The organism is Nocardia sp. NPDC046473 (assembly GCF_040645995.1).
In the GTDB taxonomy this organism is placed as follows: Bacteria; Actinomycetota; Actinomycetes; order Mycobacteriales; family Mycobacteriaceae; genus Nocardia.
The window spans coordinates 73,021-89,446 of the sequence record NZ_JBEYZJ010000008.1 but is presented as its reverse complement, the minus strand read 5'-3'; the positions used below and the strand labels follow the sequence as shown (position 1 = coordinate 89,446).

The 16,426-nt window shown below is 61.4% G+C and carries 15 protein-coding genes; 11 read left to right on the top strand and 4 right to left on the bottom strand.

Features of this window, described 5'->3' with window-relative positions:
- The first annotated feature begins 503 nt into the window (after positions 1-503).
- The 8 genes from ABZ942_RS28040 (at position 504) to ABZ942_RS28005 (ending at position 10,362) form a co-directional block, all read left to right on the top strand.
- Complete coding sequence (locus ABZ942_RS28040) at positions 504-2,195, top strand: 4Fe-4S binding protein (RefSeq protein WP_357387031.1); 1,692 nt, start codon at positions 504-506, stop codon at positions 2,193-2,195.
- Between the two features lie 151 nt (positions 2,196-2,346).
- Entirely contained in the window at positions 2,347-3,321 is a 975-nt protein-coding gene (locus tag ABZ942_RS28035; protein WP_357387029.1) for a polyprenyl synthetase family protein, read from the top strand.
- A 1-nt stretch (position 3,322) separates the two neighbouring features.
- Positions 3,323-4,294 (top strand): 4-hydroxy-3-methylbut-2-enyl diphosphate reductase, encoded by a 972-nt coding sequence (gene ispH / locus ABZ942_RS28030; RefSeq protein ID WP_357387027.1) that lies wholly within the window; start codon positions 3,323-3,325, stop codon positions 4,292-4,294.
- Positions 4,291-6,099, top strand: coding sequence for a 1-deoxy-D-xylulose-5-phosphate synthase (locus tag ABZ942_RS28025; protein WP_357387025.1), 1,809 nt, complete (start codon positions 4,291-4,293; stop codon positions 6,097-6,099). Before ispH ends, ABZ942_RS28025 begins: the two co-directional genes overlap by 4 nt.
- Before the next feature lie 92 nt (positions 6,100-6,191).
- A complete protein-coding gene (ispG, locus tag ABZ942_RS28020) occupies positions 6,192-7,229 on the top strand; it encodes a flavodoxin-dependent (E)-4-hydroxy-3-methylbut-2-enyl-diphosphate synthase (RefSeq protein WP_357387927.1) in 1,038 nt (345 codons plus the stop codon).
- A gap of 123 nt (positions 7,230-7,352) precedes the next feature.
- Positions 7,353-8,555: a hypothetical protein gene (locus ABZ942_RS28015; RefSeq protein WP_357387023.1), complete on the top strand. Its 1,203-nt coding sequence runs from the start codon at positions 7,353-7,355 to the stop codon at positions 8,553-8,555.
- Between the two features lie 104 nt (positions 8,556-8,659).
- Complete coding sequence (locus ABZ942_RS28010) at positions 8,660-10,129, top strand: MFS transporter (protein ID WP_357387925.1); 1,470 nt, start codon at positions 8,660-8,662, stop codon at positions 10,127-10,129.
- 62 nt (positions 10,130-10,191) lie between these two features.
- Positions 10,192-10,362: a hypothetical protein gene (locus ABZ942_RS28005; protein ID WP_357387021.1), complete on the top strand. Its 171-nt coding sequence runs from the start codon at positions 10,192-10,194 to the stop codon at positions 10,360-10,362.
- A gap of 332 nt (positions 10,363-10,694) precedes the next feature.
- Here the strand turns inward: ABZ942_RS28005 and ABZ942_RS28000 are convergent, their stop codons facing one another.
- Positions 10,695-11,642 (bottom strand): decaprenyl-phosphate phosphoribosyltransferase, encoded by a 948-nt coding sequence (locus tag ABZ942_RS28000; protein WP_357387020.1) that lies wholly within the window; start codon positions 11,640-11,642, stop codon positions 10,695-10,697.
- Between the two features lie 421 nt (positions 11,643-12,063).
- The gene (locus ABZ942_RS27995) at positions 12,064-12,489 is read right to left on the bottom strand and encodes a hypothetical protein (RefSeq protein WP_357387018.1); all 426 of its coding nucleotides are present in this window, start codon (positions 12,487-12,489) and stop codon (positions 12,064-12,066) included.
- Between the two features lie 156 nt (positions 12,490-12,645).
- On the opposite strand from ABZ942_RS27995, the gene ABZ942_RS27990 reads away from it, so the two are divergent.
- Both ABZ942_RS27990 and ABZ942_RS27985 read left to right on the top strand, forming a co-directional pair.
- Entirely contained in the window at positions 12,646-13,155 is a 510-nt protein-coding gene (locus ABZ942_RS27990; RefSeq protein ID WP_357387016.1) for a nitroreductase/quinone reductase family protein, read from the top strand.
- A gap of 483 nt (positions 13,156-13,638) precedes the next feature.
- Positions 13,639-14,520 (top strand): cyclase family protein, encoded by an 882-nt coding sequence (locus ABZ942_RS27985; protein ID WP_357387014.1) that lies wholly within the window; start codon positions 13,639-13,641, stop codon positions 14,518-14,520.
- Between the two features lie 322 nt (positions 14,521-14,842).
- Here ABZ942_RS27985 and ABZ942_RS27980 read toward each other — a convergent pair whose 3' ends face one another.
- Together ABZ942_RS27980 and ABZ942_RS27975 are read right to left on the bottom strand one after the other, a co-directional pair.
- Positions 14,843-15,088, bottom strand: coding sequence for a tail fiber protein (locus ABZ942_RS27980; RefSeq protein ID WP_357387012.1), 246 nt, complete (start codon positions 15,086-15,088; stop codon positions 14,843-14,845).
- Positions 15,089-15,307: 219 nt separating this feature from the next.
- Entirely contained in the window at positions 15,308-15,445 is a 138-nt protein-coding gene (locus ABZ942_RS27975) for a hypothetical protein (protein ID WP_357387010.1), read from the bottom strand.
- A 468-nt stretch (positions 15,446-15,913) separates the two neighbouring features.
- Here ABZ942_RS27975 and ABZ942_RS27970 point away from each other — a divergent pair, with 468 nt between their 5' ends.
- Positions 15,914-16,408 (top strand): PAS domain-containing protein, encoded by a 495-nt coding sequence (locus ABZ942_RS27970; protein ID WP_357387008.1) that lies wholly within the window; start codon positions 15,914-15,916, stop codon positions 16,406-16,408.
- The last annotated feature ends 18 nt before the right edge of the window (positions 16,409-16,426 follow it).

The following is a 16,426-nucleotide window of genomic DNA, read 5'->3' as shown; positions in this document are numbered from 1 at the left end:
GGTCGAGGTGTGCAGCAGGACGATCGTCGGTCTCAATGGTCGCCGACGCGTACCCGCAGATTGGCAATTCATGTTACGTCCTACCGCCCTATCCCGAGGACAGGATTCTGTCCTCGGATTGTCCGTACCCGCACCGGGCTCGCTAGTTCTATTCTGAATAGACATCAAGAGTTAGGTTGTGAAATCCCCTGTGGCGGCTCCCATCTCGATAACGGGCCAGCCCATCGCCCCCAATCCGGCGAGCAAGGATGTTCTGCGGCATACATGAATGTTCGAGACAATATCGCGCCTGTTTCACGATTCTTTCCGTAGTCGATGACACTCTGCTCAACGATTTCCGGCCACCCGGTTTACCGGCTGCGGCAAGTTGGCCAGGATCACACCTGCGGCGATGCCGCTATATATGTTCAAGGAGTTTTTCTTTTAGCGAGGAGCAGCGATGGATCAGCTAATCCACCTTTGCATATTCCTATCGACGACAACCTCGACGGTGTGGTGATCCGATGCCTCACGTGATCACTCAACAGTGTTGTAGCGACGCCACCTGCGTCATCGAATGTCCGGTGGATTGCATTCGGCCGCGTCCTGGCGATCCGGAATTCGTCAGCGCGGAGATGCTCTACATCGATCCGGATGCCTGTATCGATTGCGGGGCATGCGTGCCGGTGTGTCCAGTCGACGCGATTCGCGCGGATGACGACTTGTCGCCGTCGCAAATTCCGATGGCTGAGCTGAATGCCGCCTATTTCCAACAACATCCGCTGGCCTCGGACCTCGGCAGCGTCGTGCCGGTGGTCATGCCATTTGCCACGAAGGACGCGCGGAAGCTGCACGTTGCGATTGTCGGGTCGGGTCCTGCCGGCTGCTACACGGCCAGGGATCTGCTGGACAGGGGTGCGCGGGTGACGATGTTCGAGCGTTTGCCGGTTCCTTGGGGGCTGGCGCGATCCGGGATAGCGCCCGACCACACTGAAACTCAGCGAATCACCGACATGTTCGCGACTTTACTCGATTGTAGGGATTTCGAGCTAGCCGCGAACATCACCGTGGGAGAGCACATCTCTCATGATGAGCTGTTAGCCAACCATCATGCCGTCGTTTACGCAGTAGGTGCCCCGATCGGACGAAAAGCGGGAATCGCCGGCGAGGAGCTTGCTGGTAGTCACGCGGCGATTGAGTTTTTCGGCTGGTACAACGGTAATCCCGAGCACTCCGACCGGGTCTTCGACCTGTCCGGACAGCGGGCGGTAATCATCGGTAATGGCAATGTCGCACTGGATATCGCGAGGATTCTGGCCACTGATCCGACTGAGCTCGCGACCACTGATATAGCCGACCATGCATTGGAGGCGTTGCGTCGGAGCAATATTCGCGAAATCGTCGTCCTGGGCAGGCGGGGCCCTGTCCATGCGGCATATACGGCTCCAGAATTCCTCGCGCTGGGTGCGGTTTCTGGAGTGGATATTGTGATCGACCAGGCGGAGTTGGGTCTGGACCTCGCGAGCAAGGCGATTCTCGACAGCGTCGAGGTCGAGCCGTGGGTACGCTTGAAGGTGCGGGTCGCCGAACAGTACGCAAAAGCGTCGCTGCGGCCGGGTAATCGGCGAATCGTTCTTCGCTATCTGGTGTCGCCGATTGCCATCGAGGGTTCGGACCGCACAGAGGCTGTGATCGTTGAGCGCAACGCTGTCCGCGCACTCGATGAGGAATTGGGCGCGGTGCCGAGCGAAAAGCGCGAGCGACTCGACACATCGCTGGTGCTACACGCCGTTGGTTTCGACCGTGCCCCGGTCGCGGGCGTACCGTTCGATCGCTATCGACGTGCGATCGAGAATGTCGGCGGGCGCGCGGTCGGTGCGGACGGACGGGCTCTACCGGGGGTGTATGTGGTGGGCTGGGCCAAGCGGGGTCCGCATGGTTCGATCGGCACGAACAGGGCTGATGCTCGCCAAACTGTGGATTGCCTCGCTGAGGACTACCTGGCCGGAATCCTGGGGGCTCCGCCGATCGATAGTGCCGAGTTGTCGACGGTGCTGTCTCTGCGGCGGCCCGAACGGATCGGCAAGGAGCAGTGGTTGGCGATCGACGCTGTCGAGCGGTCGACCGGGCAGAGCGTGGGTCGGCCGCGGATCAAGCTCACCACTGCCGCCGCCTTGGCGGACGCGGCCAGGAGGTCTCGCGGAGTCCGTGTCTGACCCCCGGCTGGAGCAGCCGCTGCAGCCGAGAAGTCGATGACGCGATCAGTCGTACACCCATGAGATGCCGAAGGAATCGACCGAGATGGCACCTATCGCTCACGCAAGTCAAACACGTACAGCCGCACAGATTCTCGGGGACTGTCGCGCGGTGTTCGAACCGGCATACCGCGCGGTAGTAAGCGCCTTGCCTCCTTCGATAGCGCGGATCGGCGGCTATCACATCGGCTGGTGGGACGCGGCGGGTAACCCGACCCAGCTCGGCGGCAAGGCGTTTCGCCCTGCTCTGGTTCTGACGACCGCGGCCGCCATGACCGACGGTGGACCCGGCGATGCAATGGAACGAGCCATCGCCGCTGCGGTCGCGATAGAAATGGTTCACGACTTCTCCTTGCTACACGACGACGTGATGGACGGCGACCGCACGCGAAGACACCGCGCCGCGGCGTGGGCGCAGTTCGGTCTGGGACCGGCGATTCTGACCGGCGACATGTTCCTGACCGCCGCCACGGATCTGTTGGCTTCCAAGGACATTGACGACGCTCGGATTCTCACCCGCGCGCTGTGCGCACTGTGCGAGGGCCAAACCGAAGATCTCTCGTTCGAAACGCAGACAACAGTGGCGTTGAGCGATTGCGTGCACATGGTCGAAGGCAAGACGTCCGCGCTATTGAGTGCGGCGTGCGAATTGGGTGCGCGGGCCGCAGGAACCAGCACAGACCAAGCAGCCCTGATGCACGCGTACGGCTTTCAACTCGGTATGGCATTCCAGCTGGTCGATGACCTACTGGGAATCTGGGGGGATCCACAGCGGACGGGCAAACCTGTGTACAGCGATCTGGTCCGGCGCAAGAAGTCCCTTCCGGTGGTCGCGGCGATGAACTCGGGAACACCCGCTGGAGCCGAGCTGCAGAGACGATACGCCGACCCTGCCCCTCTCGAACCGTCCGAACCAGCGCATCTGGCGCGATTGATCGAACTCTCGGGTAGCAAGCAGTGGGCCGAAAACACCGCACGTGAAAGCTGTTCAGAGGCAGGGCGGCTGCTCAGGCAGGCGCACCCTCGGCCGGAAGCGGCCGCCGATCTGCGCACACTGGCTGATCTCATCACTCGACGGGAGTATTGAGATGAGCGCCGAACTGAAGTTGCTGTTGGCCTCACCCCGGTCACTGTGCGCCGGCGTGGAGCGCGCCATAAACACGGTCGAGTCTGTCCTTGCCGATTACGGCCCGCCGATCTACGTGCGAAAACAGATCGTGCACAACACCCACGTCGTCAGGGAGCTGTGTCATCGTGGGGTCGTCTTCGTCGAAGAACTCGATGAGGTTCCGCACGGCGCAGTTGTGGTCTTCTCCGCACACGGAGTATCGCCGCAGGTCCGTGCCGACGCCGCGAGCCGCGGGCTACGCGTCATCGACGCCACCTGTCCGCTGGTGACGAAGGTGCACTCCGAAGCCAAACGCTACGCAGCGCAAGGCAAGACCATCATCTTCATCGGCCACGCCGGACACGAGGAAACCGAAGGCACGCTCGGAGAGGCACCCGAGCACACGAAACTTGTGCAAACGGTGCAGGACGTGGCCGAACTCGCGGTTCCTGATCCGGCCAACGTGGTGTACCTGACCCAGACCACACTTGCAGTCGACGAAACCGCCGACATCATCGCTGCGCTGCGAACACGATTCCCCGACGCGGTCGGGCCGGGGCACAGCGATATCTGTTACGCGACAACCAATCGTCAAAATGCCGTGCAGGCAGTGGCCGTACAGTCCGATGTGGTGCTGGTTGTCGGGTCGCCGAACTCGTCGAACTCGGTGCGGATGGTGGAGGCGGTCCGGCGCCGCGGGGTACCCGCGTATCTGATCGACGATGTCACCTGCATCGACTCACGATGGTTGGAAGGCGCAGCCACCGTTGGCATCTCAGCTGGCGCGTCCGCACCCGCGCGGCTTGTCGACCAGGTCGTGGCCCATCTCACCGAACACGGTGCAGTCACGGTACTCGAGCAGAGCGTCACCTCCGAAACCATGCAATTCGCGCTGCCCTGGCAAGCAAGAACCAGACACGTGGACCCGACATCAGAAAGTGCAGCACAGTGAGTATCGACGAGACCTGGCCCCTGATCGCAGCCGCAGATACCCCTGAAAATCTGCGAATGATTCCCCGTGCGGACATCCCCGAGTTGTGTTCACAGATACGAGATTTCCTCATCAAGCGCGTGTGTTCGACGGGTGGGCATCTCGGGGTGAACCTGGGCATTGTCGAACTCAGTGTCGCACTACATCGTGTCTTCGATTCACCACGCGACCCGATCATCTTCGACGTCGGACATCAAAGCTACGTGCACAAGATGCTGACCGGGCGAGCAAGCCTTTTCCCAAGGTTGCGCCAGAGCGGCGGCCTGTCCGGATATCCCAGTCGCATTGAATCCGGCCATGACTGGGTGGAGAACTCACATGCTTCGACCGCGCTGTCCTACGCCGGCGGTCTGTCGGATGCGTTCGTACTCAACGGTAGTACCGACAGAACTGTGGTGGCTGTGATCGGCGACGGAGCCCTGACCGGTGGGTTGGCATGGGAAGGCTGGAACAATCTCGCGGCACGCGCGCAGCGTCGAATCATAGTGGTGCTCAACGACAATGGCCGTTCCTACGACGCCACCTTCGGTGGAATCGCCCACCATCTGAAGGATCTCAGGCTCGGAGCCCGCCGGTGTTCACTATTCGAACAGCTCGGGCTCTCCTACATCGGGCCGATTGACGGTCACGACACCGGCGCGGTGGAACACGCCCTACGTGCCGCGTCCGCGCTCAGACGCACTGCCGTTGTGCATGTCGTCACAGAGAAAGGGCGCGGTTACAGACCTGCTGAGACCGACACCGCCGACCGCATGCACGCCATCGGCGTGCTCGACCCCCACCTCGGTAAACCGGTCAAACCCGCAGGCCAGTCCTGGACCTCGGTGTTCGGCGACGAGATCGTCCGTATCGCTGCGGAGCGCGACGATATCGTGTGCATCACCGCATCAATGCGCCAGCCGGTTGGCCTGACCCACTTCGCCAATGCATACCCCGACCGGTTCTTCGACGTGGGTATTGCCGAACAGCACGCCGTGTGCTCGGCTGCCGGATTAGCCATGGGCGGACTCCATCCCGTCGTCGCGGTCTATTCCACCTTCCTCAACCGGGCCTTCGACCAAATTCTCATGGACGTTGCCCTGCACCGATTACCGGTGACCTTCGTTCTCGACCGTGCGGGCATCACCGGACCGGATGGGCCCTCACACCATGGCATGTGGGACACCGGGCTGCTCTCGATGGTCCCCGGCATCCGAACGGCAGCGCCCCGCGATCCCGCACGCCTGCGCGAACTGCTCAACGAAGCCGTTCATCACCCCGGCCCAACTGCAGTGCGACTGCCCAAAGCCACCGTAGGCCAAGACATCCCGTATGTGTCTCGGATGGACGGCCTCGACATCCTGCGCCGTAGCAACGGCCGTGCCCTCGATGCGTTGATCATATCCGCCGGAACAACTGCCGCCGCGTGTCTGAGAGCCGCTGCCATGCTCGAGGACGACGGCTACGGTGTCACCGTGATCGATCCGAGGTGGGTCGATCCCATCACGCCGGCACTGATTCACATGGTCGCCCGGCACAACGCTGTCGTCACCGTCGAGGACTCCTCGCTCTCCGGCGGACTGGGTGCCAACCTCCTCCACGACTCTGCTCAGCTCGGCATCACCACCACTATCCGTCCGATCGGAATAGCACGGCAGTTCCTGCCCCATGGGGATCGTGACGAACTGCTCGAACAGTGCGGCATTGCGCCCGAGAACATCTCGCGCATCGCGGCAAATTTGTTGACGACGGCTCGAGCCGACAGCCCGATCAGGAGCACTCAATGAGCGCAACAGACCTTGGCAGCCCTGCTCTTCTCAGCAACCGTCCGGGAGTGACCGGCCGCCCGTCGAACCCGCGCCGTCGATCCCGGCAATTGATGGTCGGCTCGGTCCCCGTCGGTGGCCTGGCGCCGGTGTCGGTCCAGTCCATGTGCACCACCAACACCGCCGACATCGACGCGACACTGCAACAGATCGCCGAACTCACCGCCGCAGGGTGCGAAATCGTCCGCGTCGCCGTCCCTTCCCGTGACGACGCCGACGCGTTGCCCAGCATCGTCGCCAAATCTCCGATCCCCGTTGTGGCCGACATCCACTTCCAACCCCGCTACGTCTTCCAAGCCATCGACGCCGGCTGCGCCGCAGTACGAGTGAACCCCGGCAACATCAAACAGTTTGACGACCAAGTTGCCGAAATCGCCCGTCGAGCCAACGCCGCACGCGTGCCCATACGCATCGGAGTCAACGCCGGATCACTCGACCCCAGACTGCTCACCGACGACGGTATAACAACCCCGCAGGCACTGGTCAAGTCGGCGCTATGGGAATGTTCGTTGTTCGAAGAACACGGGTTCACCGACATCAAAATCAGTGTTAAACACCATGACCCCGCGGTCATGGTCGCGGCCTACCGCGAACTCGCCGCACGCTGTGACTACCCGCTCCACCTGGGAGTTACTGAAGCTGGGCCACTGATGCAGGGCACTATCAAATCCGCCGTTGCCTTTGGGATTCTCCTCGATGAAGGAATCGGCGACACCATCCGGGTTTCGCTGTCAGCGCCACCGGTGGAGGAAGTCAAAGTCGGGATCGGCATACTCGAATCACTCGGCCTCCGCCAACGCAAACTCGAAATCGTATCCTGTCCCGGGTGCGGCCGTCTGCAGGTCGACTTGTACAAGCTCACGACTCAGGTCGAAGCCGCATTCCAAGACTTCCCTTTCCCCATTCGCGTTGCCGTGATGGGGTGCGTCGTCAATGGCCCCGGCGAAGCCCGTGCTGCGGATATCGGCGTATCCAGCGGCAACGGTAAAGGACAGATCTTTGTTCGCGGGGAAGTTGTGGCAATCGTTCCGGAGGCACTGATCGTGTCTACCCTCATCGACCAGGCGCTCAAACTAACAGATCCGGCGTAGCGCCCGCAGGTCCGAGTTGAGACGTCTCGATTGCGCCCCTCCGCACGATGAGTGACATCCAGATCGATACGACCCCTCGTACTACGTCGAATTGAAACCAAAGAAGAACGGAGTGCAGGATCTATGGAAACCAAGGATCTCTCTTCGACGATTCTGTGGGACGGCACTCCATTGAATAGCTTGATAATCCCGCAGCTAAAGCTGTGGGAACGACCACGGCCATACCCATTGGCCCGAAACTTTCATGCAGATTCCATATCAGAGGAGAGTTATCAGTGGGCCCGGGAAAGATTGCAGGTATCTTCATATATGGACGGAAAGCTTCGCTTCAACGAAACCAACGAATATGCCGCCTGGGCATATCCGACTGCTCCCCCAGATTTACTTAGACTGATCTGCGACGCCAATCTCTGGATTACCGTCTATGACGATGTTCGAGACGATCAGAAGTACTTGGCTCATAAGCCCACAGAGGCTACGGCACTCCACGAAATGCTGTCCAGTTATTACAGCATCGAACCCAAACGCGTGCCCGACGAATGTTTGCACAACGTAAGACTCAGGTCAATTCCCGAACTCATCGAACGCATGCGAGATCAAGGGTTCTCCAACGATCAGCTTGTGCAATTCATAGATTCGGTAAGAATGTTCGGCGGCTCCATCTGTTCGGAATCTCAACAGGATATAGAAAAGCGGGATCTCTCCCTCCGGGACTATATCAGAGAAAGGCGAGCAGATATCGGTGCCGATTTTTATGCAAACCTATCCGCCATGATAAGTGGCTCTTATCCCGGTCCGAGCTTGCAAAAGCATCCAATAATCGTCGAAATGAACACCACTCTGCGCGACTTCGCACTTCTCCACAACGATGTCATGTCGCTTCCGAAAGAAATGCTTTCCGGCAGCTGCGATTGCGCGATGCGGTATCTGTGGCTAGAGAAAGGAATGTCGGTACAGGATGCCTTGTACGAGGTAACGGACATGGCGCTGGTAGCAGTAGACGATTTCGATAACCTCTGCGATCTGGTGGAGCTTTCAGACGCTTCACCCAGCGACAAACGAATAATGCACCACTATGCGGCAGGGCTTCGATGGCATTTTTCCGCTTTGGCATATTGGTCGTGTAAAACGCGCAGATATCGAATGGACGGAATCGAAATAAAATTCGTCACGCCGATCGCAAAAGGTCCGGACAAGTATGGTTTACGCCCCCGGGTAGCCCACCTCAACGATACGTGGCGAAGCAGGCCACCGGACACTGGCCGATCCTCTACTTCGGGTGATGCCCGGCCAGCGATGACCCCAGGAAACCGGGGCGGAAGATGATGTCCCCGCGCCCCCGCAGACGTCCCGACCAAACCAGCACGCGTGGTGCAGGTCGATGGCCTTCGCCTCAGTGGCAAATAGTCGCCGTGTCCTGTTCGGCTTTGATGCTCGTAGTGGCATCGATGGCTGCGCTGTATCCAGCGTTGGAAAGCGTCGCTGTCACAACCGGAGCCAACCAGATTCAGCTGACTTGGGTGGTCAATAGCTATACGCTGACTCTGGCATGTTTAGTACTACCAGGTGGCGCGTTCGGAGACCGTTACGGTCGTCGCACAGCGCTCTTGGTAGGGCTGTTCGTATTGACTCTCAGCTCGGCTGCACCATTGCTGTTCCGCAGTCCGGAGTTATTGATTTGTTCCCGTGCCGCTGCTGGTGCCGGTGCGGCACTGGTCATGCCGCCCACGTTATCCCTGATGACCTCAGAGTTTCCGGAATCGCAGATCGGACGAGCCGTCGGCATATGGGCGGGTATAGCCGGCGCGGGCGGCATGTTAGGAATTGCCGGAACAGCATTACTGCTAACCTGGCTGCCGTGGCCATACATCTTTGTTATTCTGACAATCGGTAGTAGCATTCTATTCGGGTTGGCGTTGACGATACCCGTGTCCCGCGAATATTACACAGCCCGCGAACCGCTCCGATCTCTGCCCCAGCCACCTGTGGATGCACTCGGATCGATATCGTCGGCAACCGGTGTCGCGCTTGTCGTGTTGGCCCTCATGGAAGCCCCTTCGCGCGGATGGCAGAGTCCGGTCGTTATTGCCTTGGGCGTAGTCGGCGTCGCTGCACTCGCGGCATTCATCCGAATCGAACTGAGAGTACAGCAGCCATTACTGGACGTTCGCCTGTTCACTGTTCGCGGTTTCGGCAGCGGAGCCGTAACCATCACAACAGTATTTCTCGGCGCTTTTGGTGTAGTAACATTGCTGATCCAGTATCTCCCTATTGTGTTCGGCTACAGCGCGATGCGATCGGCATTCGCCCTGACGCCGATTACTGCCCCACTAATAGTGGTTTCGCTGATATCTCCGAAGCTCGCCGAGCGATTCGGACTACGCGCGGTAACGGTTTCGGGGCTGATCGTTTTTGCCGTCGGCTTGTTTATCTGCGGTCGATTGAGCAGTCAGGCCGACTATTTCAATTTGATGTGGTCGTTGTTGACTATGGGGGTAGGGCTTGGGCTCGGGATGGCGCCGGCTACGGCAGCAATCGTCGCCGAGACCCCCGCCGGGAAACAAGGTGTGGGAGCAGCTGTCAATGACGTTACTCGCGAACTTGGCGCAGCGATCGGTATCGCGGTAGCGGGCAGCGTTCTAGCTGCTGGCTATAGCGCTAGAATCGGGCCGATCCTGCATCAGATGCCGACCCAAGCACGCGAACCGGCTGCCCGTTCAGCCGCCGCCGCTCTGGATTTCGCGGGACAAACCGGCCCAGCCGCACAGCCGATCGCCGATTCCACTACCGGCGCCTTCATCTACGGCTTCGCCAATGCAACCTATCTGCTCGGCGGAGTGATGGCCGGTGGGGCAGTCCTCGTCGCAGCCTTCGCACCCAGCATCCGTAGTAGCACCTGATCTGATGACGACTTATGGAAGCAACTCGACTGCAGTCCTCTACATTCGCGAAGCGACCAAAGATGTCCTGCATCCCATCCGTCTATGCTGGCTTCTGTCACAGCAGCAACCACATCACCAAGACCCTCACCGACCGCCTGGCCCAGCTCGATGCGCAACGCGAACTGGCCTATTCGACCGACAGCGCGGACCAAGGCAACAGCCCGCAATGGGTTCAGGCGGACGAAGGCTAACGCGTGGACAACGGCATCGGCATCATCGTTCGCTGCCACGACGGCACTCGGGCGCTTCTGCCTCGGGAACGGGATCGTCGTGGCGCGCTTCTGCTCGAGGAACGTGTGCGGTTCTGAAAGACGGATACCGGCGGCGACGGGGAAGCCCGTATCGCGACGTCCTGTAATAGCCGCGTTGCGCGCTGATCGAACCGGCCAGTGCGGCTCTGCGGAAGATAGACCAGCGGTACCGATCCGAGGCTGGGTTCAACGCCGAAACTGCCGATTTCACGTCGTGCGTGAAGGCCAGACCGCGGGGCCGATCGCGGTCGGGTTGAGGCGCGGATGTCTGCTCAGCTGAGGTAGACGGCCATCCCGGCTGCTGCGAGACACGCTGCGGCTAAGAGCTGCAGAATTCGGTCGCCCAACACGATCTCTTCGGGTTCACCGGCCTGGCCGCCATCGACGTCGACCGCGTAACGCAGGAGGCTGATCGTGAAGGGAATCATCGAGATTGCGAACCATGGGTTGTCCTGGTGATCGGGCTCGAACGCCCACAGCCCGTAGAAGACCACGACCGCAGTACCGGACAAGGTCCATATGAAACGCAGATAGGTAGGCGTGTAGTACTGCAGCGACTTGCGAATCTTGGCACCGGTGTCGAGCGCGATCCTCAACTCGGCATAGCGCTTGCCCGCGGCCATGAACAGCGAGCCGGAGGCCGCGATCAACAGGAACCATTGGGACAGATGAATGTTCGCCGCCACACCACCAGCGACCGTGCGCAATACGAAGCCCGACGACACGATGCAGATGTCGAGCACCGCTTGATGCTTGAGCCCGAAGCAGTAGGCGAGCTGGATACCGATGTACACCGCCATCACCACTGCCAGCTGCCACGTGGCCGCGAACGAGATCAGGATCGAGGCGCCCAGGAGTACCACCGACAGCGCGTACGCCAGATTCACCGGCACGACACCGGCGGCGATCGGCCGGAAACGTTTGGTCGGATGCGCTCGGTCTGCCTCCACATCGAGCGCGTCGTTGACCAGATAGATCCCCGAGGCCGCCAGACAGAACACCACGAACGCGATACCGATATGCAGGACGCGGGTCAGGTCGGACAAGACGAAGGTGTCAGTACCCGAAATCGTGCCTGCGGCCAGCGGCGCGGCCAGCACCAAGACGTTCTTCACCCACTGGCGTGGCCGCACAGCTTTGACCAGTCCACCGGCCAAGGTCTTGGGCGGTCCGGAAAAGACAGCGTCGTCGAGTTCGATGGTTGTTGGCTCTTCACTCATATCAACCTGCCTGCTTCCCGTCGCGGTGCACTAATCTCGTTGCGCGGCTGGCACTGCCGCCATTACGCCGCCGGGATTGTGTCGACCGTAGAACCGCCCACGACATACTCCCAAACATCCATCCGTATGTCTTCGGTCAATCTTTCTTCTACGTCCGCCAGTTCGACGGAACGGGCGCGAAGCCAGCAGCACAGACAGTTGAGCGAGCGATCGGCAAGTCGAGATCGACTGACCCGCAGAACGTCCGCTTCTGCCGCATATCGCGCGTTCTGCGCGGCGAGATCGACTGCCGCGCAGAACATCCGATATTGCCCAATGCCGTGTGGTCCGAAACGGCCGCGCGACCAGCCCGAAGATCAACGGCCCGAGAGCATCTCGGACCACGTCGAAGGACAATGCATCATTGCCGAAGGACAATGCATCATTGCCGCTGAGGCGCGGTCGAGCTCCATGCGAGGATGAGCAAGACGACGATGGCGGTCGTTTGGCACATCAGCTGACCCATGAGCGTGCCTGAGCTGATCATCGACCAAATAGCCCCGGCCAGGAGCGGGCAGGCGATGGCAAGACGGACAACTACGCGACGCTTTGTCCAGCGTTTCCGCGGGCCACGTGTCTCAGCCGGTTCCTGCCCGAAAATCGAAAGAAACCACACCAGGGCAGTGCCGATCATCGCGAAGGCACTCAGGCGAGTCGCCACATGATCGTTCAAGTCTCCGCTGCCAACCAATCTGGTCGACGCAGCCAAGTACAGGCCGATGACGACCAGCGTTGCAACCCACATGATTTGTGAATAGCGCTTCTTCCGCCCTGCTGACACAGTCGATCCCGCCCCACCTACGCTCACAGCAGGAGCCTACAAGGCCGACGGTTGCACTGCACCAGCAAAGCGCGCTCATGACACCCGGCCAAGCCGCCCTTCGGATCGCAGAAACCATCAAGAGCTGAGCTCGCATGCCGCGCCCACAACGTCCTGAAATGCCGCCGCGAGGGCGTTGGTCAAGTGCCCAGATCGGTTGACCGACAGGGCATCCCGACGCGCGGCAATGGCGATTATGTGATCCTCGTTGTCCGCAACAACATCCGAATCGACGATCGGAACGGAATGTTCGAGTACAACCCTGAAGTCATCGCCGAGTTCCGTGCCAACCGCGGCCGGGTCGGCGGCCGATTCGCCACGTTCGAGCTGGCATTGCTGACCACCGTCGGCGCCCGGACCGGCCTGACGCGCATCAGCCCTGTCGTGTACTTCACCGACGGTGGCGACATTTTCGTCATCGCCTCCGCCGCCGGTTCCGACCGGAATCCGGCCTGGTATCACAACCTCGTCGCCAACCCGGAACTCACCGTCGAGGTCGGTGCCGACAGCTACCGGGCCGAAGCGACGCCCACCGAGGGTGAAGAGCGGACCCGGCTGCTCGCGAAGGCCATAACCGTCCAACCGGGTTTCGCCGAGTTCGAGGCCAAGACACGGCGACTGATCCCGGTGCTGCGGATCACCCGAATCAGTTGATTCGTGGCCTGGCCGCGGGGCGGGCGTTTCGAGCGGACGGTGGCCGGGCGTCTGATTGGCTGGCCACCAGCATCTCTTGGGTGATGGATCGGTAGGGCAGATGCCGCGCGGGCATCGTGCGCGCTGTCACCACGTGGGCATGAGCATCGCCGCGCCGACTCGATCACCTCGACGTTGCGAATAATTGTCCGGTCACACCGCTGTCAACAACGAGCTCCGCGCCTGTGATGCAGGAGGATTCGGCACTGGAGACCGAGAGTATGGCGTACGCGATCTCCGGCGGCCAGGCCAGGTGACACGATTTTGGCCAAAGTCGCGATCCTGCCAAACATGTTGTCCGGCCGGATCGTCCGCCGCGATCCTGGTCGTGCTCGATGAAGTACTGTCGATCTTGCCGCGCGGAGCCGCCTGTCTTGCAGGGTGGCGCGCCGCGACAGCGGACGACCTCGTCCTGGTGGATCGTGATGAGAGGGGCCCAACCACATGGCCGATCCGAATGACCTTGACCTGCCCGATAACTGGGGCCGATGGGGATCCGACGACGAACTCGGCACACTCAACCTCATCACCGACGACGTGCGCGCGAAGGCCGCCGCCGAGGTGCGGACCGGTCGATGGGCGTCGCTGGCCCAGCCGATCATGCCCAACCCGATGATCAGCAGTCCGTTCGCGCCCACGACGGTGGAAATCTCTCCCGTGCAGCAGATGATGTCGCACACCGGGGTAGGCGTCGCGGCCGACCTGATGCTGGTCACGAACCATCACGCGAAGTCGACGCACATCGACGCGCTGGCGCACTGGTCGACCGGCAACGAGGTCTACCCCGGTCGTCCGAGGGACCAGATCGTGACAGCCGCAGGCGTTACCTTCGCCTCGACAACGGCCTTCGCCGCCGGAATCGTGACGCGAGGGGTTTTGCTCGATCTGGCTGTCGAAGAGCCACTCCCGGCCGGACACGCGGTGACATCGCGCGACTTCGAAGACGCCGAACAGCGGCAAGGCGTCGAGGTGGGGTCGGGTGATGCGTTGGCGGTGCGGTTCGGCTGGCCTGCCGACCCGCTGATCGCAGATAGGCCGACTCCGGGAATCAGCCTCGACGCGGTGCGCTGGATGCACCGTCGCGGGGTCGCCCTCTACACGGGCGACAGGGGCGACGCCTACCCGGCACTCGACCCTGATGGACCATCCGCGCTGCACGGCGTCGCACTGGGCCGAATGGCGATGCCGCTGATCGACGGATCACAGCTCGACGACCTTGCGGCGCTGTGCGCTGAGCTCGAGCGCTACAGCTTCCTGCTCACCGTCGGCCCGCCGCGCATCCATGGCTTGACCGGCGTCATGGTCAATCCCATCGCCGTGTTCTGATCGCGCAACCGCGTCGATCACCGCGGAAGTCACGGACCGATCGACACATTTTGCGCCCCGAGGGTCCGCCGTCAGGCAGGTCGTCACCACACTCACATGCCGCGACCCGCGCGGTTCGGAGCGGCCTCGCGGCGGTCAGCGGAAGATCAACGGGCCGAGATCATCCCGGGCAGTCGTGGCCTTCGGTAGTGCTCGGAAATACCGACTATGCGATGTCGGGCATTGGATCACCTTCGGCCACGCAAATGCTTACGCGGCCAAAGGTGTTCTGGCCTGCCAGCTCCAACGAGCCACAAGTGCAGATTTCGCCCGAGATCGGGGCCTAGGGCCGACTGGGATAGATGCCTTCGACAGCGATCACAAACTGTGCCCCGCCGAAGGCCTCGGCCTGCGCTTTGAGGTTGGGCAGAGCGAATGTCGATTTTCCGTCGCCGCCGTAGGTGGTTCCGATCAAGCTGAACAGCGCTTGATAGTCGCCGATCTGGAGGATCTGGCCCTCACACGAAGCCCATCCCTGCGGGGTCCACCCGAAGGCGAGAAGTGCAATCTGTCCGAGAATTGGATCCATTTCCGAAACGCCTCTCATTCAATCGATTTCACTCCCACAGCCGCGCCGTTGCGACTCTCCTGTTGTACCGCAAACCGATCCGAGCTCGAAGCGAAACGATCAGACGTACACCTGAGATCCGCGCCATGGAGTGCGGCACCGCGACCGAGATCCGGGGCTGCCCAGGGCATTCCGCAAATCAACGTTAAGACGTCCTGCAGCGCCCCATCCGCGCTGACTTCAGTCGGCAGCCGCGGCGCCGTCCACCAGGATCGGCCCGAACGCACGCGGGCGCGCCTGTGTGTCGACGGTGGACTGCGCGAACCGGCCGCCGGTGGGCGATCGTGCCGCCGCTACCCAGAACTCGTTGCGCTGCAACGCTGAACGTGGCGGCCAGGCCTCGAAGCGCTGAACATGACCGCCGCAACGGACACAGCCTCCGCCGCGGCCGGCCCGTCTGCTCCGAGCAGCAACTCGAGCACCTGCCGCCACAGGTGCGCAGCTCCCGGATGCACCCGATCCAACGCTGTCTGCTCGGCGGAACGCCCGAGCAGCCTCGGCACGAACTGCTCCCGGATCGCGTCCTCGTCCACCAGGTGCAATGTGCAGTCGTACCCCATGATCCTGCGCACCCACAGGCAACCACGGGTCGGCCGCGCGGCACCGCTCACCTTGTTGCCGCACCGTTCCGGTGCTGGTTGGTCCTCGTGAAACAGACTGTCCGGCCAGCAATTTCGGTACAATTACCTGAGGTGCGAGAGGTGCGGACCTAACCTCTATTCGGCTGAGTGACGCACCCGGATTTCCTTTATCGAACGCAGCTATTCCGAGTAAAAGGGAAGCGAAATGAGCATTAGTCAAAAAATCACCGCTGGTGAACTGGACGATCTCACGTTTCACGGCAAGCTCGAGGACGGGCACCTGGTGCCCGGCGGCCTGCTCGGCGACCAGGCCGCCATGGACGACATCGAGGTCGGCATCTATGTGCTGGAGAAGGACGGCACGCTGATCGCCTGCAACAAGACCGCCATCGGCGCCTGGGGCCGCACCCCGGAACTGGGCACGAGCGAGAAGTACTGCGGCGCATTCCGCCTGCGTTACCCGTCCGGCGAGGTCATGCCGCACGAAGCCGCCCCGCCGTCGGTGGTCATCAACAACGGCGGCACCGTCCGCGACGCCGACGTCATCTGCGAACAGCCCGATGGTTTCCGGCTGCTCGCCCTGGTCAACGTCTTCCCGATCCGCGACGAGTCCGACGAGGTCGTCGGTGCGGTCAACATCTTCCGCCACAACACCACCAAAACCGTGCCGGGACTGCTGGAGTCGGCAGACGCCAACTGACTTTCGGCACGAACTCAG